The sequence below is a fragment of the Actinomyces sp. AC-20-1 genome, from assembly GCF_023369555.1.
In the GTDB taxonomy this organism is placed as follows: Bacteria; Actinomycetota; Actinomycetes; order Actinomycetales; family Actinomycetaceae; genus Actinomyces.
Map to the genome: position 1 here is coordinate 269192 of NZ_JACJVC010000001.1, position 24589 is coordinate 293780.

Below are 24589 nucleotides of genomic sequence, written 5' to 3' on the forward strand. Positions count from 1 at the left end.
GGCGGTGCGGGCCCGGTGGGTGCGCACCCGGGCGCGCCCCGGCGCCGCGGCCGGTGGCCGCGGCGCCGGGGCGTCGTGTCAGGAGGAGCGGGCCAGGCGCAGGTGCGCCTCGTGCGCGGACCCGATGATGGGCGCCGTGGCGCCGAGGGTGGCCGGCAGGAGCTCGGTGTCGTGGGCGACGAGGTCGATGAGCTCGGCGGCGACGGTCTCGCGCAGGGGCCCCCACCACAGCTCGCCCGAGCGGGCGAGGCCTCCTGAGATGATGATCTTGTCCGGGTCGAGGACGGTGACCACCTGCGCGATGGCCTTGCCCAGGGCGGTGGCCGCCTCCCGGTAGACCCGTTGGGCGGTGGCGTCGCCGGCGTCGGCCAGCCGCTCGACGGCGAGGGCGGTGGTGACGTCGGTGGCGCCGGTGGCCTCGCGGTAGCGGCGGGCGATCTGCGGCCCGGCAGCGACGGCCTCGAGGTGGCCGGGGCGCCCGCAGGTGCAGGTCTCCTGCCCGGCGAGACCACTGGGCATGTGACCCATCTCACCGGCGACGTAGTGGGCGCCGTGGTGGACGGAGCCGCCGAGGACGACGGCTCCCCCGACCCCGGTGCCGACGGCGACGACGAGGGCGGTGCGCGCTCCAGCGCCGGCACCGATCCAGGCCTCGCCCGCGGCGTAGGCGTTGACGTCGTTGTCGACGTGGATGAGCGGGGCGCCCGCGTCGGGGCGGGTGACGCCGGCGGCCCGCAGCCGGGCGCCGACACCGGAGACGATGTCCGTGCCGGGCCAGTCGGTGATGGCGTCGGTGGCGGAGGTCACGACGCCGCGGTCGGCGTCGATGACGCCGGCGGAGCCGATGCCGACGGCGATCGGGGCGCCCCTCTCGCCGGGGCGGGTGCGGGTCCCCGCCGCCACGACGTCCGCCACGAGCCCGGCGATGGCGTCGAGCATGCGCTCGGGGCCGTCGTGGGCCGGTGTCGGCACCTCGAGGACGTCGCTGAGGACGGTGCCGTCGGTGCCGACCAGGGCTGCGGCGATCTTCGTTCCGCCCAGGTCGACCCCAACGAGGACGTCGTCGGCGCCGGGGCGCGGTGTCGTGGTGGCGGGGACCGGCGCGGTCATGTCAGATCAGGCCCCGGCTGCGGACGATGGCGACGACGCCCTCCTTGGTCTCGCCCTCGAGGGCCTTGACCGGGAAGGCCATCTCGTTGGTGGCGATGGTGCCCTGCGCCTCCATGGCGGTCTTGAAGGCGCCGATGCCCGTGGCGTCGCCGGAGCGGCCCTGCGGCACGAAGACGATCTCGAAGCCCTCGTTGATGCCGTCCTGGATGCGGCGGGCCCTCTCCCAGTCCTTGGCCTGGGCGGCGGTCCACAGGTCGGCGTAGGCGCGGGGCTCGACGTTGCCGTAGCCGGGGACGACGCCGTCGCCCCCGCCCAGGAGCATGCCGTCGACGACGCACTCGTGGCCGGTGAGCAGGACGAGCGGGTGGCCGGCCTTCTCATTGAGCTGGACGAGGCGGCGGAAGGCGACGTCGTTGCCGGAGGAGTCCTTGACGCCGGTGAGGACGCCCTCGGTGCCGAGCCTGACGAGCATCTCGGTGGAGAGCTTCTTGCCGTTGAGGCGCACGGGGACGTCGTAGGCGAACAGGGGCAGGCCGGTGGCGGCGGCGACGGCGCGGAAGTGGTCCTCGATCTCCGCCATGTCGTTGATGGCGTAGAAGGGGCAGGTGGCGACGATCGCGTCGGCCCCGAGGGCCGCGGCGCGCTTGGCCTGCTCGATGACGCGGGCGCTGGTGGTCTCGATGGCGCCGACGAGGACCGGGACGCGGCCCGCGGTGCGCTCGATGACGCGGGCGGCGACGGCGTCGCGCTGCTCGTCGGTGAGGTAGGCGACCTCGCCGGAGGAGCCGCCGACGAAGAGGCCGTCCATGCCGTTGTCGATGAGGAAGTCGACGACCTTGTCGAGGGAGTCGAAGTCGATCTCACCGTCCTTGAAGGGCGTGACGACGGGGGGGATGACGCCGGTAAAGCGGGTGTCCATGAGTACTCTCTTCTTTGACAGTTGATCAGACGTCTGACGTCTAGGTGTAAGTGTGCCAGACATGGCTCACCCACGCCACCCCTGCGACGGGATCGATGGCGATCACTTCCGGCCCCGGACGGGGCGACGTGGGTGAGGGCGTTGACAGGGCGGCTACTTCACCGACCCCTCCGACAGCCCACCGGCGATGTGGCGCTGGATGAGCATGAAGAACACGACCGACGGCACGATGACGATGACGGAGGCCGCCATCATCGCGCCCCAGTCCAGCACCTCCGAACCCTGCAGGGAGTACAGCCCCACCGCCACCGGCATCTTGTCGGAGTCGGTGATGAACAGCAGCGCGTACAGGAACTCGTTGAAGGTGTTGATGAAGGTGTAGACCGCCGTCGCCACGATCCCCGGCAGGATCACCGGCACCGAGATCTGCCAGAACACGCGCAGCCGGCTGGCGCCGTCGACCGCCGCCGCCTCCTCGATGCCGATCGGCACCGTCTGGAAGAAGCCGATGAGCATCCAGATCGCGTACGGGATCGAGAAGGACAGGTAGGCGATGACGAGCCCCGCGTAGCTGTTCATGAGCCCGAGCCTGACCATGGTGATCGTGTACGGGATCGCCAGGAGGATCGGCGGGAACATGTAGGTGCTGATGAGCAGCTTCGTCAGCTGGCGCCCCACCCGGGGGAAGAAGCGGACGATGCCGTAGGCGCCCAGCAGCGAGACGAGCACCGCGATGAGCGTCGAGCAGGTCGCGATGAGCAGCGAGTTCCTGAGGTTGCCCAGGAAGCCGATCTCCGTGACCACTGTGCGGTAGTGCTCGAGCGTGGGCGAGGACGAGAAGGGCTGCAGCGGGTTCTGCGCCAGCTCCGTCGACGTCTTGAAGGACGAGGTGACGACCCACAGCAGGGGGAAGACCGCGATGAACGAGGCGATGACGAGCAGGACGTAGACACCGGCTGTGCCCCAGCGGCTCTGACCGACACGGCGCACGGCTTCAGCCCCTTTCCTCTTCCCAGCGGCTCATGACCCGGAAGGCCACCATGGCGACGGCCAGCAGGAACAGCAGCAGCAGGACGGTGACGGTGGAGGCCACCCCGAGCTGTCGCAGGTTCCAGCCCTCCTGGTAGGCGTAGATCGGCAGCGTCGTCGTGCGCGTGCCCGGACCGCCGCCCGTGAGCAGGAAGAGCATGTCGAAGTTGTTGAAGACCCAGATGACGCGCAGGACCACGAGCAGGCCGACGACCTCGCGGATGTGCGTGAGCGTGATGAACCGGAAGCGCTGCCAGCCGCTGGCCCCGTCCACCATCGCCGCCTCGTACTGTTCCTGGGGGATCGTCTTGAGCGCCGAGAGGATGTTGACCATGAACAGGGGCGTGCCGAACCAGACGTTGACCCCCAGCACCACCCAGAAGGTGAGCGACGGGTCGCCCAGGAGGGCGATGTTCGACTCCGTCAGCCCGCTGCGGGTCAGCAGGTTGGGCAGGACGCCGTAGACGTCGTTGAGGACCCACTTCCAGGCGAAGGCGGTGATGATGGCCGGGAAGGCCCAGGGGACGATGAGCAGCGTGCGGAACACCGCCGATCCCCGGGGCACCCGGTCGAGGGCGAGGGCCAGGACGAGGCCCATGAGCAGCTGCAGGCCGATGGACAGGACGGTCCACCGCACGGAGACGCCGAAGGCGTTCCAGTAGTCCGGGGACGTGAGCAGGGCGGTGTAGTTACCGAGCCCGATGACGTCGTAGCCGGTGCGCAGCAGGTGCTTGTTGGTGAAGGAGAACCAGATGCTGGACAGCACCGGGTAGATGAGCAGCGCGAGCACCACCACGATCGAGGGGGCGACGAAGGCGATGCCGGTCCAGTTGACGTGCTTGAGACGAGACATGTCGTGCTCCTGGTGCCGGTGGCGTCGCACGACGCCACCGGCGGCCCGGCCGGGTCAGCCGATCTGCGCCCCGGCGGCCTCGAAGGCCGAGTTGAGCTTGTCCTCGCACTCCTTGGCGGCTGCCTCGATGTCCGTGCCGTCGATGATGACGGAGTGGAACATCTTCTCGATCAGGCCCTGGCTGGTCAGGACGCCGGCCTGGACGACGGGCCCCTCCTCCATGCCGATGGCGCTGCCGACGCCGACCTGGTCCTGGATCACCTGGATCGAGTCGGAGAAGGCGGTGATCGTCTCGTTGTCGAGGTAGGCGGGGTGCTCGGCGACGTCGCTGAGCACGGGCAGCATGCCGCCGGGCACCGCGTGCAGGAACTCGATGTACTCGTCCTTGGAGAAGAGGAACTCGAGGAACGCCTTGGCCTCGCGCCGGACCTCGGAGGCCTGCCAGACGACCAGCGGGATGTTGGAGACCTCAGCCGGGTAGCTCACCGGGTCGGAGGCCTTGAGCCGGGGCAGGGGCGCCGCGGCGATGGAGCCGAGCAGGTCGGGACGGTTGGTCTCGACACCGGAGACGTGGAAGCCGGAGTTGAAGTCGAAGGCGGTCTTGCCCTGGTAGAAGAGGGTCGCCTGGTCGAGCACCGCGTACTCGAGGGAGCCCTCGGGCGAGACCGCCTTGTACAGGTCCACCCAGTACTTGACGCCCTCCAGCGCCGCGGAGGAGGTGAGGTTGGCGGAGCCGTCGGCCTTGAGCAGACGCTCACCCGCCGAGCGGACGTAGAAGTTGAGGTAGCGAGCGCCCATCATGTCCCCCGTGCCCAGCGGCACCGACAGACCGTAGAGGTCGTTGCCGCGCCCGATGGTCCTGGCGGCCTGGGCGAGCTCGTCCCAGGTCTGGGGCACGCTCAGGCCGTGGGCCTCGAGCAGGTCCGTGCGGTACCACATGACCTGGGCGTGGGAGTAGATCGGCACGGAGTAGGAGACGGAGTCGAGCCGCCCCTCGCGCAGCGCGGCCTCGGGGAACCTGTCCCTGCCGATGGAGTCGATGACGTCGTCCAGCGGGACCAGCGCCTCGGCGTTGATCATCTCGACGACGTTGTTGGGCAGGGCGGTGGACAGGTCCGGGACCTGGCCCGCGGTCAGGCCGGTGGTCCACTTGGTGTTGAACTCGCCCCACGAGAACTGCTCGATGTTGACGGTGACCTGCGGGTTCTCGGCGTGGAAGGCGTCGGCCATCCTCTGCATCCAGCCGGCCCGCGGGCCCTGGGTGAAGGAGGACCACATGGTGACGGTGCCGGACAGCGGGCCGGTCCGCTCGGCCTCGGCGTCGTCGGAGCCGCCTGAGCCGCAGGCGGCGAGCAGGCCGAGCAGGCCGACGCCGGTGGCGGTGACGAAGCCGCGGCGCGACAGGGTGTGAAGGGCGGGGACAGTGGTACGGGACATGAGTGTTCTCCTGTGAACGGGTGAGGTCGGTGGTCCGGGGTGTCGGTGGGAGCCGCTCAGCGCGTGGGGACGGTCTGCTCGTCCGCCGTGGTGGCATCGAGCGGCAGGCCGAAGAAGCTCAGCGGCAGCCGCGAGAGGTACAGGCCCTGGCACTCGTTCTCCCACAGCAGGCCGATGTCACCGTCGGGCAGCTCGCACATGCACTGGTAGACGTAGTGGGCGGGGTTGAAGGTGCGTGAGCGCGCCCAGCTGTGCCCGCCGTCGAGGCTCAGGCGCACGACGCCGCAGCCGCGGTAGGGCAGCATGAGGGAGGCGTTGGCGAAGACCACCCGGTCCTCGCCCTCCGGGCAGTCCAGCGACAGGGCGTTGGGCTGGCACCAGATCTCGGGCAGCGCGTCGTCGAAGCCGATCTCTCCCCAGCTCTCACCGCCGTCACTGGAGACGGCCGTGGCGACGCGGCCACGCGGGTGCTGGTTGCGCATGAGCATGAGGAGGCTGCCGTCCTGGCGCTCGACGACGGTCGCCTCGTGCAGGGACCAGGTCTCGTCGGTGAAGGTCCGCGGGTCCAGGGGCCCGGTGCCGGTGGGACGGCCCTGGTTGGGGCTGGCCCCGAGCGTCCACGTCTCACCGTGGTCGTCGGAGTAGATGACGGCGGCGCACATGGCGAGCCAGTTCTCGTCGTTGTTGTGGTAGACCGGGACGATGATCCTGCCGGCGCGCGGGCCGTGGCGCAGGACGGTGCCGGTGCCGGGGCAGGTGCCCAGGAACCTCATCCACGGCTCCTTGAGCGACGGGTTGAGGTCGCGGGGCGCGGACCACGTGAGGCCGTCGTCGTCGGAGTACACGTGCTGGAGGTAGCAGGTGGGCACGGCGAACAGGCTCTGTCCGGGGAAGGCGCCCGGCGCCAGCTCGATGTTGCCCTCCGGGCGTCCCCCGCGGGTGAGGTTGAGGGCCTCATCGACCCGGTAGCCGGTGGCGGAGCCGTCCTCGGTGCTCACCGACCCGTCGGCCTCGACGCGGTAGAGCGCGCCGTCGAGGTCGCGCAGCAGGCGCCTGCCCTGCTCGTCGAAGCCCGTGCCCGCCACGCAGTTGGGCTGGCCCAGCCCGCCGGGGAAGTGGTCGATGAGCACGTGCACGCGCCCGGTGGCCGGGTCCTGCACCATGCAGGAGTCGATGACGGAGGCGGCGTCCTGGCCGGTGCCGGGGCAGTCGATGACCGTCTGGAGCGGGCCCCAGGTCCGGCCGCCGTCGGTCGAGCGCCGCACGACGAAGTTGATGTCGTTGGGCGAGTCGTTGGCGATGGAGACCCGCTGGTCGGCGCCGGCCAGCACCGTGCCCGAGGCCAGGGTGAGGATGGAGGGGATGCGGTAGGAGGCCGAGCCGTGGAAGCCGCGGTCGAAGACGGCGTCGGTCTCGACGGGAGCGGCGCCGTGCAGCCGCTTGACCTGCTCATTGCTCAGCACCTGCTCGTAGATCCCGGCGCTCTGGACCTCTCCGGACAGGCGCACGCCGTGGCAGTCCTGGCCGACGACGACCTCGTCCAGGGCCTCGACGTCGCCGAGGAAGAACTCGCCGGGGGCGTGGACCTCGCGGAAGCCGTCCACGTAGAGGTCGACGGCGCCGTGTCCGCAGGAGACGGCGACGCGGTGCCACTGGCCGTCGCTCCACTCCCCCGTGGCGGAGACCTCCCGCAGGGGCGATCCGTCGGCGGCCAGCGCCCGGTAGACCAGCCCGTGCGGGGTGACCCGCAGGTGCAGGCCCTCGCGCCCGCCGCCGCCCGCGGCAGGAGGGTGCCCTCCTGCATGCGGCCGCGCACGCGGAAGCGCAGGTCGATCGAGCCCCGCCGGCTGGCGGTGAAGCGGGCGACGTCGAGGACGTTGAGGCGGTTGGCTGCGAACTCGACCGCGGGCCGTGCGACGTGGGCGCGGCTGAGGACCTCGCGTGAGGTGAGCACGTGGTCGAGGACGTCGAGCGCGAGGACCCGGGGGCCGCCCTCCTCGCCGGCCCTCAGCGTGAGGTCCCCCTCGAGGCTGGCCAGGAAGGCGGTCGAGGTGCCGCAGAACACCTGGTAGCCGTCGATGTAGAGGCGGGTGCCCCGGGCGGTGACCGTGACGACCGCGCTGTGCCGGTAGCCGTCGGTCAGGGCCCGGGAGTCCTCCGCCTCGAGCCGGTTCCACGTCCCGGGGGCGTTGGCCTCGTAGACGGCGTAGCCGCCATCGAGCCGCAGGGACAGGCTGTAGGAGGCCTCGTCGGTCACCCGTAGGAGGTCGCCGTCACTGCGGGAGACGAAGTCGAGGACGATGCTGCCCTCCTGGCAGGACCGCAGGTCGTGGTTGAGGTCCGGCACGCTCAGCGTCGTGGGCATGTCCTTCTCCTTTCCTGAAATGGGCGCACGTGCCTCAAGGAAATGCATTCAAGAAAATGACGCGTCACCGAGGGGATATGGTCCTCGGAGAATGACGGTCGACCGGTCCTCCCGCGTCGCGGCGGCGACGTCACAGGTAGGCCGGTACCCGGCGGGGCCGGGACGGCGGGCAGGTCCCGAGACTCAGCTCAAGGGCAGCAGTGCCCGCACGACAGCGGAGAAACAAGGAGCCTGACGCTCCCGCACCGCCTCAGGCGGTGAGGACGGAGGGGCCGCGTCCCTGGCGGACAGCAGACCGACGACGACGGGTGCTCGTGGTGATGCGCCAGCTTGATGCCGTGTGCATGAGCCCCTCCTCTGTCATTCACCGTCGAATTGCCCGGGGCTTCAGGCGCCCCGCGAAGGTCGTCTTTGACCTGTCGGTGGGGAGAATCTATCCCGAGCCATAATCGGAGGTCAAGGCGTTTCCGTGAAATGCATCGAGTAATTCTCCTAGCGCTCACGAAGGGCCCACCGCGCGCAGCCGCACCGGCCGGGCACGGCGGGGGGGGCGGGCCGGGCGGGGCGGGTGGGCCGGGCAAGGGAGGGAGGGTCGGCGCGGGCACGGACGGGCCCCGCCGAAGGCCGGCAGCCGGCCCCCGCGCACGTGCGGGGGCCGGCTGCCGGCGACCGGGGGTGCCTGGGAGGGCGGCGGGTCAGGCCTCGAGGAGCGAGGGCACGGCACCCAGGAGGGTGCGCGTGTACTCCTGCTGCGGGTTGGAGAAGATCTCCTCCGTGGTGTTGAGCTCGAGGATCTCCCCGAAGTACATCACCGCGATGCGGTCCGAGACGTAGCGGACCGTGTTGATGTCGTGGCTGATGAACACCAGGCCCAGGCCGAGGGCGGCCTTGAGGTCCTGGAGCAGGTTGAGCACCTGGGCGCGCACCGACACGTCGAGCGCGCTCGTGGGCTCGTCGGCCACGATGATGTCCGGGTCCAGCGCGAGGGCGCGGGCGATGGCGACGCGCTGGCGCTGGCCACCGGAGATCTGGCGGGGCAGGACGTCCATCGCGCTCGGCGGCAGGCCGACGAGGTGGAGGAGGTCCTTGACCTTGGCCTCGCGCTCGGCCGGGGAGCCGATGCCGTGGACGTTGAGCGGGTCGATGAGCGTGTCGTGCACGATCATGCGCGGGTTGAGCGCCGTCGCCGGGTCCTGGAAGACCACGGAGACCGCACGGCCCAGCTCGCGCCGGTCCGCGGCGCTGTGCCCGAGGGGACGGCCCTTGAACAGGACCTCGCCCTTGGTCAGCTCCTGCAGGCCGACCATGACACGGGCGGTCGTGGACTTGCCGCAGCCGGACTCACCCACGAGGCCCAGGGTCTCGCCGCGACGCACCGAGATGGAGACATCGTTGACGGCGTGGACCGTGTCCGGCCGGAAGAGCTTGCCCGTGCGGGACTTGTGGATGACGTGCGCGTGGCGCAGCTCGACCACCGGGTCCGTCTCCGGGTTCCACCCGGCGTACTTGTCAGCGGACATCAGTTGGCCTCCTTCGCGAGGATCGCCTCGAGCTCGGGCGTGATGGCGTGGTAGTGCTCGCTCGTGCCGGGCACCAGCTTGAGCACGGGACGGGTCTCGAGCCCCACCGTCGGGTGGTCCGAGCGCGGAGCGAAGCGGTCGCCCGCGACGAACTCCGAGGGGCTGGGGACGGTGCCGCGCACCTGGTGCAGGCGCTTGGAGCCGGCCTCGATGGACAGGACCGCGCCCAGCAGGCCACGGGTGTACTCGTGGACCGGGTTGCTCATGAGCTCGGAGGTGCCCGCCTGCTCGACGACCTGTCCGGCGTACATCACCGTGATGCGGTGTGCGACCTTGGCGACGAGCGCCAGGTCGTGGCTGACGAAGACCATGGCGAAGCCGAGCTTCTCGCGCAGGTCGTTGAGCAGGTCGATGACCTGCTTCTGGACCGTCACGTCGAGGGCCGTGGTGGGCTCGTCGGCGATGACGAGGCTCGGGTCGCGGGTCAGAGCCATGGCGATGAGCACGCGCTGGCGCTGTCCGCCGGACAGCTCGTGCGGGTAGCTCTTGAGGGTGCGCACCGGGTCCAGGCCGACGAGCTCGAGGAGCTCCTCGGCGGTCCGCGTGCCACCGCGGGAGGTCAGCTGCTTCATCTGCGCGGAGATGAGCATCGACGGGTTGAGCGAGGACAGGGCGTCCTGGTAGATCATCGCCATCTCGTGACCGCGCAGCCCGTTGTGCTCGGCGGGGGTCATCTCGAGGATGTTCCTGCCGTTGAACAGGATCTCACCGGTGATCCGGGCGGTCGGGGGCAGCAGGCCCATGACGGCCATCGAGGTGATCGACTTGCCGCAGCCGGACTCGCCCACGAGGCCCATGGTCTCGCCGGGGCGGACCGAGAAGGACACGTTGTCGACGATGTTGACCTCGCCGTGCTGCTGCGGGAAGGCGATGGAGAGGTTCTTGACCTCCAGCACGGGCGTGGCCTCGGGGGTGGCGTAGACGAGGCGGTCACCGCGGGCGAGCTCGGCGTCGCGCAGGACGGCGAGGCGCTCGGACAGCGGGATGTCCTCGGCGGCGGGCTCGATCAGGCCGGTGAGGGCGGAGGCCTGTCCACCGGCGACGGCGTCGGCGGGCAGCTCGGCGTTGCCACGCACGGCCTCGCCGGCCTCGTTCCAGGCCTTGTCCGTCTTCATGGCCTCCTCGTCGGCCTGGACGTCAACCTTCTTGCGGATCCTGGGCGAGGCCATGGCGTCGGTCAGGCCCTCGGAGAGGATGTTGAGGCACAGGGTGGCGATGAGGATGAGCAGGCCGGGGAAGAAGGTCGGCCACCAGTGGCCGGACAGCACCAGGGCCTTGCCCTCGGAGAGCATGTTGCCCCAAGTGGGCGTGTTGACGGCCTGGATGCCTGTTCCGATAAAGGACAGGGAGGCCTCGAAGACGATGGCGTCGGCGACGAGGACCGTCGCGTAGACCATGATCGGGGCGATGCAGTTGCGCACGACGTGCTTGGCGAGGATCCACGGGACGCGGGCGCCCATGACCTTGGAGGCGGCGACGTAGTCCTCGCCGAACTGGGAGAGGATGTTGGCGCGCACGACGCGGGTGAGCTGCGGGGTGTAGACGATGGCGGTGGCCGTGATGATGACGGGGACCATCGGCATGTGGGAGCTCAGGGCGAGCACGAGGACTGCCGCCAGGGCGATGCCCGGGAAGGACATGACGACGTCGAGGAAGCGCATGAGCGTCTCGGAGATCCACTTGCGGCTGGTGGCCGCGACGGCTCCCAGGACGGAGGCGACTGCGAGAGCCAGGCCGGTGGCAGACAGGCCGACGACGAGGGAGACTCGGGCGCCGTAGACGGCGCGCGAGAAGATGTCACGGCCGGAGGCGTCGGTGCCGAAGAGGTGGTCGGACGAGGGCGCGACGGCCGGGTCGACGGAGACGACCTCGCCGACGCCCTCGATCTGGGTGATGACCTCGGTGGAGTCCAGTCCGGTCGCGCGGGGTGAGTAGGGGGCGATGAGCGGGGCGAAGATCGCCACGAGGACGAGGACGCCCAGGACGCAGACGGCGATCTTGGAGCCCAGCGGCAGGGCCTTCCAGCCCTGGAAACGCGTACCGGGTGCGGAGGCCTTCTCAAGTGTGCGACGGTGCAGCATCAGACGCTCCTGATTCGCGGGTTGACGAGGACGTAGAGCATGTCCACCACGATGTTGATGATGATGAACGCGGCGGCGACGGTGATCGACACGCCCTGGACGATGTTGACGTCGTTACGGGTGATGCCCTGGAAGATGAGCTGGCCCATACCCTGGATGTTGAAGATGATCTCGATGACGACGGCGCCGCCCATGGCGTAGCCCAGGCGCAGGCCGAGGACGGTGAGCGGGGTGATGAGGGCGTTGCGCAGGACGTTGCGCGCGATGACGGTGCGCTTGGGGATGCCGGCGCCGATGGCGGTGCGCACGTAGTCGCGGTCGAGCTCCTCGACCATGGCGGTACGCACGATGCGGGTCAGAGTGCCGGAGTTCGGGACGGCGATGGCGAAGGCGGGCAGCGCGATCTGGCGCAGGTAGGCGCCGGCGTCGTCGGAGAAGTGCACCCAGTCGGTGACGACGGAGGGGAAAAGACCGGCTCCGCCGGGCACGTCCCCGACCCACTGGATGAGCAGGAGGGCGAGCCAGAAGGAGGGGGTCGCCAGCGACAGGATGGAGATGACGCGGATAACCTGGTCGGGCCAGCGGTCCCGGTAGAGTGCGGCGACGACACCCAGGACGAGAGCGATGATGACGGCGATGAAGATGCCGATGAAGGTCAGTTGGAGGGTAATGGGGAAGGCCGTGGACACGAGGTCCGTGATCTTGACGCCCGTAAAGCTCTCACCGAGATCGCCGCGCACGAGGCCCATCATGTAGGTCCAGTAACGGGTCAAGAGCGGGTCGTTGAGGTGGTGGGCTTCGCGGTACTGCTCGAGGGCGTCAGCCGAGGCGGACTCACCGAGCGCCAGGCGCGCGGGGTCGGCGTTCGAGAACGACATGACGATAAAGACGAGCAGCGTCACGCCCAGCACCATGAGCGGCAGCGCGATGAGGCGCCGCCCGATCAGGCGGAGGAGGTTGGACACTGGGTGCTCCTTTGCTTCGGTGTCCTGCACCGCTCGCGGGTACGAGCGGCTGCAGAGAGGACGACAGCGGCGCCGCCCCCTCTATTGTCTGACGTCTGACGTCAGATGGCAAGCGTTCGGGTGTGTCGTGCCTGACGCCTCCTCACCATGTGAGGCCCCAGACACAGTAGGGTGCCGGGAGTCACAAACTGCGACCCCCGGCACCCAGCGTCAGCCTCAGGCGGTCGTGCCGACCTCAACGAAGGACAGCCCGGTCAGCGCGATCGGCTTGAAGCCCTGCAGCGTCTCGCCGTTGTAGGCCGTGGGTGTCTTGCGGTGGAAGATCGGGTAGAGCGGGACGTCAGTGGACAGCAGGTCGAAGATCTCCTGCCACTTGGCGACCTGCTCATCACCGGAGAGCTGGACGGCCTCGTCCAGCATGGCCTGGACCGACACGTAGGCCTCGGTACCCTTCCAGTGCATACGCGTGTCGGTCCACACGTCGCCGCCGTACCACCAGCGCAGCAGGAGGTCAGCGTCGGAGCCGAAGACCGAGGGGTCACCCGGAGCCACGACGACGTCCCAGGGGCCCTCGGCGGAGTCCACGTAGCCGTAGACGTCGGAGGACTTCTTCTCCTGGTAGTTGACGGTGATGCCCAGGGCCTCAAGGTTCTGGCGAATGATCGGGCGGACGTTGGAGAACCAGCCGTGGTCGGTGCACAGCAGGTTGATCTCCGTGACGCCAGCCTCGGCGATGAGGCTCTTGGCCTTCTCCACGTCGTAGGAGTAGACGGTCGAGGCCTTCTTGTAGGCGGGGTGGTCCTCGTGCACGAAGCAGGAGGCCGGAGTCGCCAGCGTGCCCATGCCCGTCTCACAGATGGAGGCGTAGTCGAGGGCGTACAGGACGGCCTGACGCGCCTTGGCGTCAGCGAGGACGGCGTTGTTGAACATGACGAAGAGCAGACCGAAGCCCTGCTGCGCAGCGACCTTGATCGGGTCCGCCATGGAGGTGAGGTTCGCCACAGGGACGGCGTCGATCGCCTGGACCGTGTTGGAGGTCATAGCGTTGGTGCGGGTGGTGTCGTCCGGGAGGATCTGCCAGACCATGGACTTGGCCAGGGCGGGCTTGGGGCCGGTGTAGGCGTCGTTGCGCTCGAAGACGACCTTCTGTGAGCCGGCGCCGTTGTCGGTCATCGTGTAGGGGCCGGTGCCCACGGGCATGAGGTCGAAGGCCTTGGCGTCGGCCTCGACGGCGGCCTTGGGGACGATCTTGACGACACTGATGCGCTCGGCGACGAGCGAGTAGGGGTACTTCGTCTTGATCGTGACGGTGGTGTCGTCCTTGGCGGTGACGGAGTCCACGAAGGTGATGAACTGCGAGTACAGGGACTTGTTGTCCGGGTTGAGGACGCGCTCGAAGGAGAAGACGACGTCGTCGGCGGTGACGGGGGTGCCGTCGGAGAAGACGGCGCCGTCACGCAGCATGACCTCGTAGGTGGTGTCATCGACCATCGCGGGCAGGTCGGCGCCAAGGGCGGCGTAGACCTCGCGGCTAGCGGGGTGGAGCTCGGTGAGCCCCTCCATCGTGTGCCAGTTGGCCGCGACCGTCAGGGCGGCGGTCGTCGTCATCGGGTCGTAGCCATTGGTGCCCAGCTCGTAGGAGATGCCGGCGGTGATGGTGCCGTCCGAGCTGGTGGCCGCGGGGGCCTCAGTCTCAGCGCCACCCTCGGAGGCGGCGGGGGTCGAGCCGCCGTCGCCGCCACCACAGGCGGCCAGGGTGGCGGCGATGCCGGCAGCCAGGCCGAGGGTGGAGCTGATGCGGATGAAGTCGCGGCGGGATGCGCGGGGGGTTGAGATCGCCATTGATGGTCTCCTGAAGTCGGACGTCTGTTGTCTGACGTTGGTAGGATCACTGTAACACACATGACGACGCGTCGTCGCCTGTCGCGTGCCACGTCACATTGTGCGTCACACGCGGCCCGCCGACACGCTTTCCACAGGGCCGGCGCACCGACGCACCCGTATCCACGGGCGGGACGCGCAGCAGGACCTAATACTCACGAACGACCGGAGCACCGAGGACAATGAGGCCCATGGCATCCACGCGCGGCACCTACACCTCCCTCACCGAGGCCCACACGCCGCAGGCCTCGACAGCCATCAACGCGATCAAGGACTACATCCTCGCCAAGCACCTGCAACCAGGGGACCCCCTGCCCACCGAGTCCCAGCTCTGCGCCGACCTGGGCGTGTCCCGGTCCTCCGTCCGCGAGGCCGTGCGCACGCTCGTGGCGCTCGACATCGTCACCGTGCGCCACGGGCACGGCACCTTCGTGGGCCAGGTCTCCATGCGGCCCATGGTCGAGTCCCTCGTCTTCCGCGGGCTGCTCAAGCCCGGGGACGACTTCCGCTCGCTGCGCGACGTCGTCGAGGTCCGCGTCACCCTGGACGCCGCCCTCACCGAGGAGGTGCTCGCCGTCTGGAAAGGCCGCGAGGACCCCATGATCGACGCCGTCGTCGAGGAGATGGAGGAGCTCGCCGCCGCCGGCAGCACCTTCACCGACCAGGACCACCAGTTCCACTCCATGCTCCTGGAGCCGCTGCCCAACCAGCTGTTCCGCCACCTCATCAACGCCTTCTGGGCCATCCACACCCTCACCGTGCCGCTGCTGGACGCCCCGACCCCCGAGGACATCCTGCGCACCGCCAAGGCTCACCGCGCCATGCTCGAGGCCGCTCGCGCCGGCGACGCCGAGGCCTACCGGAGCGCGATCACCGACCACTACGCCCCGCTGCTGCAGGCGCTGGAGGCCAACCGCGGGGCGTAGGCCGCCCCGGCTCCGCGCCCGCCTCCCGCAGCCCCCAGGGCCCGGTCTGACGTCCTCGTCACACCGGGCCCTGAGTCACGTCCCCGGTGCCGGGCCCGGCCCTCACAATAGGCCCGCCCTCCCCTACCCCGACCTAGGAGCCCCCGTGCCATCAGGCCTGACCACCCCCACCAGCCCCGCCGCCCCGGCCCTGCGGGCCAAGGACCCCGTCGACGCCGTGCCTCCCCTCGGGCGCCTGACGGTCCTGGGTGTCCAGCACGTCCTGGCCTTCTACGCCGGCGCCGTCGTCGTCCCCCTCGTCATCGCCACGGGGCTCAACCTCGACAGCGCCACCACCATCCACCTCATCAACGCCGACCTGCTCACCTGCGGCATCGCCACCATCATCCAGTCCGCCGGCCTCGGCCCGAGGATCGGCGTGCGCCTGCCCCTCATCCAGGGCGTCACCTTCACGGCCGTGTCCCCGCTCATCGCCATCGGCCTGGCCGCCTCAGGGGGCGCAGGCGGCACCGAGGGACTGGCCGCCATGTACGGCTCGATCATCGTCGCGGGCCTGGTCACCTTCCTCGCGGCCCCCTGGTTCGCCCGGCTCCTGCGCTTCTTCCCGCCCGTCGTCACCGGCACGCTCCTGACCGTCATGGGCACCACGCTCATGAGCGTGTCCGCCAACGACATCGTCAGCTGGGGCACCAGCGCGGCCGCCGCCGGGCAGGACCCCACCGGGCCGACCCTGCGCGGCCTGGCCTACGCCTTCCTCACGCTCGTGCTCATCGTGCTCGTCCAGCGCGTCTTCAAGGGCTTCGTGTCGACGATCTCCGTGCTCATCGGCCTCGTGGCGGCCACCGCCGTCGCCTGGGCCCTGGGCGACGCCAGCTTCGCCGGCGTCGGTGACGCCGCCGCCCTGGGCATCACCACGCCGTTCTTCTTCGGCCTGCCCCAGCTCACCCTCACCGGCATCGTCTCCATGCTCATCGTCATGGCCGTCACCGCCGTCGAGACCACCGGTGACGTCTTCGCCACCGGCGAGGTGGTCGGCAAGCGCATCACGCCCGACCACGTCGCCAACGCGCTGCGCGCCGACGGGCTGTCCACGGTGCTCGGCGGGGTCATGAACTCCTTCCCCTACACGTGCTTCGCCCAGAACGTCGGCCTCGTGCGCCTGACCCAGGTCAAGTCCCGCTGGGTGGTCACCTGCGCCGGCGTCATCATGATCATCCTGGGGCTGCTGCCCAAGGCGGCAGCCGTCGTCCAGGCCATCCCCACCCCCGTCATCGGCGGGGCCAGCCTCGCGATGTTCGCCTCGGTCGCCGTCGTCGGCATCCAGACCCTGGGCAAGGTGGACATGACGGACAACCGCAACTCGGTCATCGTCTCCACCTCGCTCGGCCTGGCCCTGCTCGTCACCTTCAAGCCGGACATCGCCTTGATGGTCCCGTCCTGGCTCGCGATCCTCTTCGGCTCGGGCGTCACCATCGGGGCGCTCACCGCGGTGGTGCTCAACATCCTGTTCTTCCACGTCGGTCGTCAGAAGGGCGCCGACGTCGCCCTCGTCGAGGGCCGGGCACTCGGGCTGGACGACGTCAACGCCATGGAGCGCGACGAGTTCGTGCGGGTCTTCTCGCGTCTGCACGCCGGTGCCACCTGGCCCGCCGAGCGCGTGTGGGGCGCACGCCCCTTCGCCACGACGACGGCCCTGCGCCAGGCCTTCGAGGACGAGGTCCTGGCCGCCTCCAGCCAGGAGCAGGAGGATCTCATCGCCGGCTACACCGACGTCGTCGACCTCCTGCTGGGCACGGGCGGGGACGAGCAGGCGCGCCTGGAGACCGCCTCGCTGGCGCTGGGCGAGCCCGACGACGCCGAGCGGGCCGAGCTGCGCGGCCTGTCCGAGGCCTACCGGGCCAAGTTCGGCCGTCCGCTGGTGATGTGCGTCGAGCGCCTTGCCGACCGCGGCCAGCTCATCGCGCGCGGCTGGGCCCGCGTGGAGGGCTCCGAGGCGCGTGAGGCGCGCACCGCCGTCGGCGAGGTCATCGACATCGCCGACGAGCGCTTCAGTGAGATGGTCGCCGACGCCAACCCCATCCGCTCCGCCTGGGCGCGCAAGTTCGAGCAGCTGGACTGACGCTGCCGGCCCCTCGTGAGGCGGTGGCCCCGTGCACGGGGTCGCCGCCTCACGTCGTGGCGGGGCGGGGGCCCGACGGCGGGGCCCCGCCGCGCTCAGGAGGCGAGGTCGGCGGCGATGGTGCCCAGGTCCTCGAGCAGCCGGGCCCGCCGCTCGGGCGTGAGGCTCCTCGTGGCCTCGGCGCTGATCCTCCTGCCGATGTCGACGACCTCGTGCGTGAGGCCCCTGGCCTTGTCGGTGAGGTGGATGCTGGCGGAGCGGCGGTCGTGAGCGCTCGGCGTACGGGTGATGAGGCCGTCGCGCTCCATGCGGGACAGGGTCTGGGCCATGGTCGGCTGGCGGATGTCGAGGACGGTGGCCAGCTCGGCCTGGGTGCGGGGCTGGGACTCGGCCAGGATGAGCAAGACCGGCAGGTAGGCGGGCCTCAGGCCGAGGGGGCGCAGGGCCTCGGCCATGTGCCGCTCCAGCTGGCGCGCCACGTGGTTGATCATGAATCCGAGGAGCTGGGTGTGCTGCATGGGCACAGTCTCCCTCAGTACCTCTCCCCGCCCCTCAACGGGGTCAGCGCCAGCGGTAGGTCTCGGCGTGGAGGCGTGAGCGCCGGCCCCCGGCGCCGAGGTAGGCGGACGTGGCCGCCTCGACCAGGCCGGTGGGGCCGCAGAGGTACCAGTGGGCGCCTGCGGGAGCGTCCGTGGCCAGAGCACCCAGGGCCTCGGCGGTCAGGCGGCCGCCCTGGGCGCTGAGGGCCGGTTGGAGGGTGAGCCAGGGCAGTGCCCGGACCGCGTGCTCGACCTCCTCCCAGCAGGGGGCGTCGCAGGTGTCGCGGGCGCTGTAGACGAGGTGGACCGCGGGGTGCGGCACGGCGCCGGGGTCCTGCACGGCGGTGCGCAGCACGGAGAGGAAGGGGGTGATCCCTGCGCCGCCTGCGACCCACACCTCCGGCTCGCCGCTGCGCCCGGGGGTGAAGGCCCCGTAGGGCCCCTCGACGCGGACCGTGTCACCGGGGCGCAGGCCGCGATGGGCGGCGTCGGTCCAGTCCCCCGCGGCGCGCACGAGCACGCACCGGCTCGGCGCCCCCGCCCGGTTGGTGAGGGTGAAGGGGTGCGTCTCCCGCCGTCCGTCGACGGTGGCGGTGAGCAGGACGAACTGGCCCGGGGTGTGGGCCGCCGGCGAGTCCGTCGGCCAGGAGAGCTCGATGGCGCGCTCGCACGCCACGACCGACTCGATGACGCTCCCGGAGGGGCGGCGCAGGCGGCTGCGCAGGCGGTGGATGACGCCCGTGAGGCTCATGGCGGCGAAGGCCAGCGCCCACGCCGAGGCGACCGGCGCGCGCACCGAGCCGGCGATGACGGAGACCAGCACGCGGAGGCTGATGAGCGCGACCGCGCCTGTCGCGGCGGCGCCGTGGACCTTCTGGAAGGCGGCGTAGGGCACGCGGGGGTTGAGCGCGCAGACGGCCGCCACGAGCAGGAGGAGCACGGCGAGCGCACCCATGACGGCGAGCGGGAGGACGGCCGCGGAGGCGGGGGCGGGGCCCAGGGGAGAGAGCTCGGGGGCGCTCACCGTGAGGGCGACGTGGGCGATGACCAGCGCCACCGTCCCCATCCCGAAGGCCTTGTGGAGGGCGTAGGCCCGGTCGAGGGGGCCGAAGACCCTCTCCACGAAAGCGGGCCGGGCGGCGATGGTGACGGTGGCGGCGAGGCAGCCCTGGGCGGCTGCACCGGCCGTGACGGCGAGGGCGTGGTGCCAGCCGACGGCTGAGACTGCGGTGACGCAGGTCGTCACGAGCATGACGACGGCGATGACGAGGGGGATCCGCGAAGACATACATAGCATGCTATGCAAATGGGAGGAGGGGCGCAACCGCGACGCCCCTCGCCGTCGGACCTCACAGCCTCCCCGGGTGCGCACAGCAAGGCCCCTTACCTCCCATGTTCGGGAGGCAAGGGGCCTGCACGCCGCTCCCGCCCGGCGCCCCTCAGGGCACCGACGCGTGGGAGCGCTGGTGGAGCTCAGGGGGGGGGGCACGTGTCGAGCTCTTTGCCGCGCGTGATCACCTGCTGCTCGTTCAAGTTGCGGCTCACCTTGAGTGCTCGCGCACCTTCGCGGCCTGACAACGACTGTCGCCGGTCGCTGCAGCAGTCCCAATTGACACCACACTACGGGGCACACCCACGAAAAATCGTCGGACCACATGGCCCGCCCCTCACGCATCGGGGATCGGCGCATCATCAGCGTGCCATTCAGGGCTGGCTCCTGAGTCTGCAGACACGTCGACCCAGCCTAAGCTCGCTGAGCCTGGATAGCTCGAGGGCGACTCGGTACCTGCATATCGCCAACGCTCCTCAAGGTCCTGAGTGCCACCGACCCCTAAGCAAAACCCTCCCACCGTGTGTCGCCAGGCAGCCCAAGCCTGACCATCATCACGCACGCAGAAGTCGACTCCGTGGTCTTGGGGCAAGTTCCGGAACCCGCTTACAGGCAAGACGACGATCGGGTCGGTCCAGTAGCGACCGCCACGGTGCCTGTACAAGCCCATCTGGGTATAGAAAATACCGTCAAGTGCTTCCTTGGTTTCATGAAACTCTCGCCGATCTAGCCACCGGCCGTTCTCGTCCACGCCTATCGCGCCAGCTTGTTTTCTGAGCCGACGACGGCGTTCGCGATTCTGTCGAGCACGGTGCCGGACCGACCGTCGGTACTCTCGCATTATTCGTGAAGCATCCCTGAACGACTTCTGCTTCGCCAACTCGGGCAACCAGCGCCCGGCAAAGCAAGTGGCATATCGCAGGCTGCCGAGCACACCAAGCAAGAACGCAAGCCGCACCGCCAAAGGCAGCACCTGCCTACCGTTGAGGAACTTGGCTCTCACCAATGTCGCCTCGCACGAAGCGATCAGCCCCAAGACATAAATGAAGGGTATGAGCGAGACAGGGAGCCACACTGACAGCGCAAAAGCGGTGGCCTCACGTTCCCAGTCGAACTCATTGAAACCAGAGGCAACCTGGATCGCGACGTGAGCAGTGAGTCCGATCCCGATAAGGGCCATCAGGACATCGAAAAAACTCCCTACCGCAGCCGTCCCGGGATCTCGCTTGCCGACGACAGAGAACATCACGAAGAATAATAGGACCACCTGGAGGACGAGCTCACCCCACAGTGGAAAGAGCACCAGGTTGAGGTAAACGACGAGCAGCGCCGTTACGCCGAGCACTTCTTTGACCACGTGTTTGACCACGCCAAGTCCGTCTCCGAACTTCGCACTATTGAACAGAATCGGAAAGCCAACAACGAAGACGCCGATCAGCGTGTCTTTCAGCAACTCGCCAGACCAGGCTCCTACCGAATGTGCGAGAACGACCACGGCAGCCACGAAAACCAGGTAAGAGAGAACCACTGTCCAGACCTTCAATTCCGCACACGCCTTCACAACGTCGAGGAGTGACCGCAGCAGTCCCTTACGGTCCTTAGTGAGCAAGAAGGACAGCAGAACAAGCGTAACGACGACTATTCCAGTCGCTAGTTCTCGCGATGTCAGTTCCATTCCCACTCCACCCCTCAGCTACAGAACCCCATAGGGGACAAGGCTAAGACTGCTCACTGGCACTGGGGCATCCGCTCCGGTTTCCCGCATGGCACGGCCCACTCCCGCCACCCCTACGATTACCGCTTCTATCACGGCATGCTCCACATCATCGAGGCTGAAGCCACCATCGTGCGAGCCATCTTCGACGAATTCCTTGCCGGACACGGCCCCCGAAGCCACCGTCGAACGACTCAACAGCAAGGGCCTTCACTCTCGCGCCGGTGGATCGTCCCGGGACGCTGATGGTCATCGATCTGAGTCTAGTGGCCCCAGCCGCGCAGCGTCTCAGCGTTGATGCCCGGGCTCCTCGCCGACGCGTCTGGAGGAGCCCTTGGATCGGTTGGGGTCCCTCAACAAAGCTTCCAGGCGCAAGCGGATCGCTCACACCTTGAGCCCCTCAGGGGATTCCCAGGGTGCTGGCATGGTCATCATCCTTCCGTGGATGCAGACCCTCTACTACGCCCGAGACGATCCCAATAGAGGCAGTTGACTCTCCTACGGACGGCTCCTAAGCATTGCCGGGACGTGGGACCGGGAGAGCAGGAACGAGTGCAGATCGCGATCCAGCATCGCAGCCAGACGCAGGGTGTCCAGGTGCGCATCATGGGCACTCATCCGCATTGCCTGGCCTGACAGCGGGAAGCCGCGCACCAGTGGTTCGTGGTGGGCGACACGGTTGCGAAGTTCATTGACGCGCGTAACGACAGCGAGGGCATACTCGCGGTTCCAGCGCTGCCCGTCGGCCTTAGCCTGCGCGCGACCACCAGGGAAGGCCTTGTCGAGAACGCCGCGCCACAGTACCTCGTAGTCGCACCGCACCCGTCGAGGCGGTTTGCCCGCATAATCACCCTTGTCCAGCAGTCCGCGCCAGAACCCGAACATGCACTGGGCGACGAGTTTCCCGGCAGTCTTCGGCTTATTGACACGCTTCCACGCCGCGCTCAGCGTGGTCATCGAACGGTCATCGAGGGGCATGTCGAGATTCTCGTACCAAGCTGGACCCCACTTGGCTTCGAGCTGGGCGCTCATTGCATTGCGCAACGCCACCTCGAGGATCGCCAGATCAGCCAGGAAGGCCACAGCAAGCTCGCGGTCCCACAGGTACAGTTCCCGGGCTCGATCAGCGTCACCACCGGCCTCAGCAAGGTACGTGCTCATGCGGGTGGGTGTGATCGAGCGATCAAGCGCTGCGACGTGGTGAGCGGGCAACAACGACACTGGACCCCGACCTCCTGTCGGATGTAGCATGGTGGGGAAGTCCCCGGCATACGCCTCTGTCGAACATGAGTCGGCAAGCAGCCGGGGTTTTTCTTTGCCTCCGGCAGTCTATGACGGCCCTCGGCGGCAGCCACAAGAATCATCGTGGCCAACGCATCGACCGAGTCCAGCATGAACCGGCCTCAGTTGGTAGATTTGCGTTTCTAAGACATCACGGAACCGCTGAGGCAGAGAGCCTTCGTCGATGAGACAAAACGGGGAAGTGCTGACACTCCCACGAGTGTTCAGCACTTCCCCCTGGAGTGGAGATGCGGGGAATCGAACCCCGGTCCGACGGTGGTGCAACAGGACTTCTCCGGGTGCAGCTCGCTGCTGACTTTCTCAGCCCCGGCGTCTCACGCGAGCAAGGACGCCGACGGGCTCAGTCACCTAAGAGTCCCGAGGTCCCCGGTGACGAGGGACCTCAGCAGTGGCTCCCTGGATGACGCCAGGAACCGGGGCGGAAGCAGTCCCCGGGCTGACGGACTTCGAGGCTCGCTCAGGCGGCGAGGGCGAAGTCGGTGCGAGTGTTATCGGCACCTATTGGTTCGCACAGAGCGTTGACGAGATGACTGTGCGTCCTCGACCCGCTTCTCCTGAACCCACGACCGTCGTCGAAACCGATCATCCCCTGTGAAGTTGTCCCCGGCTGGCCGGGCGCACACGCTCCTGACGGAGCCACAGAATCGTAGCAGGACACTGACCGGGAGCACCAGCAGCAGCGGTCGCGCTCCGGTCCCGCCCCGGCGTCCCGGAGCCGGGTTTCGATACCGGTTCCTGCCGCTCCCCCGGCCGCCGCCGGCCTGGAAGGATGGCCCCGTCCCTCCCCCCTCGGGAGGGCGAGCACGACGAAGGAGCACGCCATGGAGTCAATGGAGTCACGCCCTCTGCCCGCGCTGGGGCGCAGCATCTCAACCATCGGTATCGGGACCTGGCAGCTGGGCACCGACTGGGGCGAGGTCACGCCCGCCGACGCCGAGGCGACCCTCCAGGCGGCCATCGACGCGGGTGTCACCTTCATCGACACCGCCGACGTCTACGGCGACGGCCGCTCAGAGCGCCTCGTCGGCGAGTTCGTGGGCGCCCGCCCCGAGGCCGGGCTCACCGTGGCGACCAAGATGGGCCGCCGCGTGGAGCAGACCTATGACAACTACACCCGGGACGGCTTCCTCGCCTGGAACGACCGCTCCCGCCAGAACCTCGGCGTCGAGACCATCGACCTCGTCCAGCTGCACTGCCCGCCCAGCGAGGTCATCGAGGCCCAGCACACCTGGGACTGGCTCGACGAGATGGCCGCCGAGGGGCGCGTGCGCGCCTACGGCGTGAGCGTGGAGACCTGCGAGCAGGCCCTCGAGGCCATGCGCCGCCCGGCCTGCGCCTCCGTCCAGATCATCCTCAACGTCTTCCGCCGCAAGCCCCTCGAGCAGGTGCTGCCGACGGCGCTGGCCACCGCGACCGCGGTCATCGCCCGCGTCCCGCTGGCCTCCGGCCTCCTGTCCGGCCGCTACAGCGAGGAGACGGTCTTCGCCCCGGGAGACCACCGCACCTACAACCGTGACGGCTCCGCCTTCGACATCGGTGAGACCTTCTCCGGGGTCCCCTACGAGGTCGGCGTCGCGGCGGCCCGCGAGCTCACCGCCCTGGCCCGCGAGATGGGCCCCGAGGGCGCGAGCCCGGCCCAGGTGGCGCTGCGCTGGATCATCGACCAGCCGGGCGTCACCACCGTCATCCCGGGCGCCCGCAACGCCGATCAGGCCCGCGCCAACGCGCAGGCCGCGTCACTGGCACCCCTGGGCGCCGAGCTGCACGCCGCGCTGGCGGACCTGTACGACCGGCTCATCCGCGAGCACGTGCACGGGCGCTGGTGAGCCGCGGGCTCAGCCCCGTCGGCGGTTCGCGTCCGCCATCGCGCGCGCGGCCTCGCGCTTGTCCTGGGCCTCGCGCAGCGACTGGCGCTTGTCCCAGTCCTGCTTGCCCCGGGCGAGCGCGATCTCGACCTTGACGCGCCCGCCGACGAAGTACAGCTCCAGGGGCACGATCGTGTAGCCCTTGGCCTGCACCCGCATGGCCAGGCGCTCGATCTCGCTGCGGTGCAGGAGCAGCTTGCGCTTGCGCCGCGGCGCGTGGTTGTTCCACGTGCCCTGGAGGTACTCGGGGATGTGGGCGCCCTGGAGCCAGGCCTCACCGCGGTCGATCTCGATCCACGCCTCGGTCAGCGAGGCGCGCCCCATGCGCAGGGCCTTGACCTCCGTGCCCGTCAGCACGAGGCCCGCCTCGTAGCGGTCCTCGATGAAGTAGTCGTGGGTCGCCTTCTTGTTGCGGGCGATGGTCTTGTGGGCGTCGGAGGCCGCCTTGGCCCGCTCGCCCGCGGTGGGCTTCCTCGGCCTGTCCTGGTGCTTGGCCATGCGACTCCTCTCCCGGCCCGTGCGCCCGCCGTGCGCGGGACGCAGGGGCCCACCCTACGCGCGGCCCGCCCGGCTC

General features: G+C 69.2%; 17 protein-coding genes, 1 other RNA gene and 1 pseudogene. 3 read left to right on the forward strand and 16 right to left on the reverse strand.

Features of this window, described 5'->3' with window-relative positions; genetic code table 11:
- Nucleotides 1-78: 78 nt before the first annotated feature.
- The 10 genes and pseudogenes from H6X67_RS01225 to H6X67_RS01270 form a co-directional block, all read right to left on the reverse strand.
- Nucleotides 79-1110 carry an ROK family protein gene (locus H6X67_RS01225; RefSeq protein ID WP_249369049.1) on the reverse strand — a complete coding sequence of 344 codons (1032 nt, stop codon included), beginning with the start codon at nucleotides 1108-1110 and terminating at the stop codon, nucleotides 79-81.
- A gap of 1 nt (nucleotide 1111) precedes the next feature.
- Nucleotides 1112-2029 carry a dihydrodipicolinate synthase family protein gene (locus H6X67_RS01230; protein ID WP_249369050.1) on the reverse strand — a complete coding sequence of 306 codons (918 nt, stop codon included), beginning with the start codon at nucleotides 2027-2029 and terminating at the stop codon, nucleotides 1112-1114.
- Between the two features lie 153 nt (nucleotides 2030-2182).
- Entirely contained in the window at nucleotides 2183-3019 is an 837-nt protein-coding gene (locus tag H6X67_RS01235; RefSeq protein WP_249369051.1) for a carbohydrate ABC transporter permease, read from the reverse strand.
- A 4-nt stretch (nucleotides 3020-3023) separates the two neighbouring features.
- Nucleotides 3024-3911 carry a carbohydrate ABC transporter permease gene (locus H6X67_RS01240; RefSeq protein ID WP_249369052.1) on the reverse strand — a complete coding sequence of 296 codons (888 nt, stop codon included), beginning with the start codon at nucleotides 3909-3911 and terminating at the stop codon, nucleotides 3024-3026.
- A gap of 54 nt (nucleotides 3912-3965) precedes the next feature.
- Nucleotides 3966-5348, reverse strand: coding sequence for an ABC transporter substrate-binding protein (locus H6X67_RS01245; protein WP_249369053.1), 1383 nt, complete (start codon nucleotides 5346-5348; stop codon nucleotides 3966-3968).
- 56 nt (nucleotides 5349-5404) lie between these two features.
- Nucleotides 5405-7713 (reverse strand): annotated as a pseudogene (locus tag H6X67_RS01250) (exo-alpha-sialidase).
- Between the two features lie 695 nt (nucleotides 7714-8408).
- The gene (locus H6X67_RS01255; protein ID WP_249369639.1) at nucleotides 8409-9233 is read right to left on the reverse strand and encodes an ATP-binding cassette domain-containing protein; all 825 of its coding nucleotides are present in this window, start codon (nucleotides 9231-9233) and stop codon (nucleotides 8409-8411) included.
- Nucleotides 9233-11374, reverse strand: coding sequence for a dipeptide/oligopeptide/nickel ABC transporter permease/ATP-binding protein (locus H6X67_RS01260; RefSeq protein ID WP_249369637.1), 2142 nt, complete (start codon nucleotides 11372-11374; stop codon nucleotides 9233-9235). The genes H6X67_RS01255 and H6X67_RS01260 overlap by 1 nt, the downstream gene beginning before the upstream one ends.
- Complete coding sequence (locus tag H6X67_RS01265; RefSeq protein WP_249369635.1) at nucleotides 11374-12339, reverse strand: ABC transporter permease; 966 nt, start codon at nucleotides 12337-12339, stop codon at nucleotides 11374-11376. The genes H6X67_RS01260 and H6X67_RS01265 overlap by 1 nt, the downstream gene beginning before the upstream one ends.
- A 216-nt stretch (nucleotides 12340-12555) precedes the next feature.
- Nucleotides 12556-14181, reverse strand: a complete 1626-nt coding sequence (locus H6X67_RS01270) for an ABC transporter substrate-binding protein (RefSeq protein ID WP_249369633.1) — start codon at nucleotides 14179-14181, stop codon at nucleotides 12556-12558.
- 230 nt (nucleotides 14182-14411) lie between these two features.
- Here H6X67_RS01270 and H6X67_RS01275 point away from each other — a divergent pair, with 230 nt between their 5' ends.
- Nucleotides 14412-15146, forward strand: coding sequence for a FadR/GntR family transcriptional regulator (locus tag H6X67_RS01275; RefSeq protein ID WP_249376992.1), 735 nt, complete (start codon nucleotides 14412-14414; stop codon nucleotides 15144-15146).
- A gap of 145 nt (nucleotides 15147-15291) precedes the next feature.
- Nucleotides 15292-17265 carry a solute carrier family 23 protein gene (locus H6X67_RS01280; protein ID WP_249369958.1) on the forward strand — a complete coding sequence of 658 codons (1974 nt, stop codon included), beginning with the start codon at nucleotides 15292-15294 and terminating at the stop codon, nucleotides 17263-17265.
- Between the two features lie 95 nt (nucleotides 17266-17360).
- Here the strand turns inward: H6X67_RS01280 and H6X67_RS01285 are convergent, their stop codons facing one another.
- The 5 genes from H6X67_RS01285 to ssrA form a co-directional block, all read right to left on the reverse strand.
- A complete protein-coding gene (locus H6X67_RS01285; RefSeq protein WP_249375386.1) occupies nucleotides 17361-17783 on the reverse strand; it encodes a MarR family winged helix-turn-helix transcriptional regulator in 423 nt (140 codons plus the stop codon).
- Nucleotides 17784-17826: 43 nt separating this feature from the next.
- Nucleotides 17827-19092 carry a ferric reductase-like transmembrane domain-containing protein gene (locus H6X67_RS01290; protein ID WP_249368599.1) on the reverse strand — a complete coding sequence of 422 codons (1266 nt, stop codon included), beginning with the start codon at nucleotides 19090-19092 and terminating at the stop codon, nucleotides 17827-17829.
- 379 nt (nucleotides 19093-19471) lie between these two features.
- Nucleotides 19472-20743, reverse strand: coding sequence for a hypothetical protein (locus H6X67_RS01295; protein ID WP_249368600.1), 1272 nt, complete (start codon nucleotides 20741-20743; stop codon nucleotides 19472-19474).
- Nucleotides 20744-21346: 603 nt separating this feature from the next.
- Nucleotides 21347-22009: an Abi family protein gene (locus H6X67_RS01300; protein ID WP_249368601.1), complete on the reverse strand. Its 663-nt coding sequence runs from the start codon at nucleotides 22007-22009 to the stop codon at nucleotides 21347-21349.
- A gap of 360 nt (nucleotides 22010-22369) precedes the next feature.
- Nucleotides 22370-22740, reverse strand: a transfer-messenger RNA (tmRNA) gene (gene ssrA, locus H6X67_RS01305).
- A 231-nt stretch (nucleotides 22741-22971) separates the two neighbouring features.
- Between ssrA and H6X67_RS01310 the strand changes: the two genes are divergently transcribed.
- Nucleotides 22972-23976, forward strand: a complete 1005-nt coding sequence (locus tag H6X67_RS01310) for an aldo/keto reductase (protein ID WP_249368602.1) — start codon at nucleotides 22972-22974, stop codon at nucleotides 23974-23976.
- A 9-nt stretch (nucleotides 23977-23985) separates the two neighbouring features.
- Here the strand turns inward: H6X67_RS01310 and smpB are convergent, their stop codons facing one another.
- Complete coding sequence (smpB, locus tag H6X67_RS01315) at nucleotides 23986-24513, reverse strand: SsrA-binding protein SmpB (protein ID WP_249368603.1); 528 nt, start codon at nucleotides 24511-24513, stop codon at nucleotides 23986-23988.
- Between the last annotated feature and the right edge of the window lie 76 nt (nucleotides 24514-24589).

Excerpts from the sequence above, each read along its gene's own strand:
- H6X67_RS01275 (WP_249376992.1), top strand. The coding sequence starts at position 14,412 with ATGGCATCCACGCGCGGCACCTACACCTCCCTCACCGAGGCCCACACG.
- H6X67_RS01290 (WP_249368599.1), bottom strand. The coding sequence starts at position 19,092 with ATGTCTTCGCGGATCCCCCTCGTCATCGCCGTCGTCATGCTCGTGACG.
- H6X67_RS01225 (WP_249369049.1), bottom strand. The coding sequence starts at position 1,110 with ATGACCGCGCCGGTCCCCGCCACCACGACACCGCGCCCCGGCGCCGAC.
- H6X67_RS01245 (WP_249369053.1), bottom strand. The coding sequence starts at position 5,348 with ATGTCCCGTACCACTGTCCCCGCCCTTCACACCCTGTCGCGCCGCGGC.
- H6X67_RS01285 (WP_249375386.1), bottom strand. The coding sequence starts at position 17,783 with ATGCAGCACACCCAGCTCCTCGGATTCATGATCAACCACGTGGCGCGC.
- H6X67_RS01255 (WP_249369639.1), bottom strand. The coding sequence starts at position 9,233 with ATGTCCGCTGACAAGTACGCCGGGTGGAACCCGGAGACGGACCCGGTG.
- H6X67_RS01230 (WP_249369050.1), bottom strand. The coding sequence starts at position 2,029 with ATGGACACCCGCTTTACCGGCGTCATCCCCCCCGTCGTCACGCCCTTC.
- H6X67_RS01260 (WP_249369637.1), bottom strand. The coding sequence starts at position 11,374 with ATGCTGCACCGTCGCACACTTGAGAAGGCCTCCGCACCCGGTACGCGT.
- H6X67_RS01270 (WP_249369633.1), bottom strand. The coding sequence starts at position 14,181 with ATGGCGATCTCAACCCCCCGCGCATCCCGCCGCGACTTCATCCGCATC.
- H6X67_RS01300 (WP_249368601.1), bottom strand. The coding sequence starts at position 22,009 with ATGAGCACGTACCTTGCTGAGGCCGGTGGTGACGCTGATCGAGCCCGG.
- smpB (WP_249368603.1), bottom strand. The coding sequence starts at position 24,513 with ATGGCCAAGCACCAGGACAGGCCGAGGAAGCCCACCGCGGGCGAGCGG.
- H6X67_RS01310 (WP_249368602.1), top strand. The coding sequence starts at position 22,972 with ATGGAGTCAATGGAGTCACGCCCTCTGCCCGCGCTGGGGCGCAGCATC.
- H6X67_RS01240 (WP_249369052.1), bottom strand. The coding sequence starts at position 3,911 with ATGTCTCGTCTCAAGCACGTCAACTGGACCGGCATCGCCTTCGTCGCC.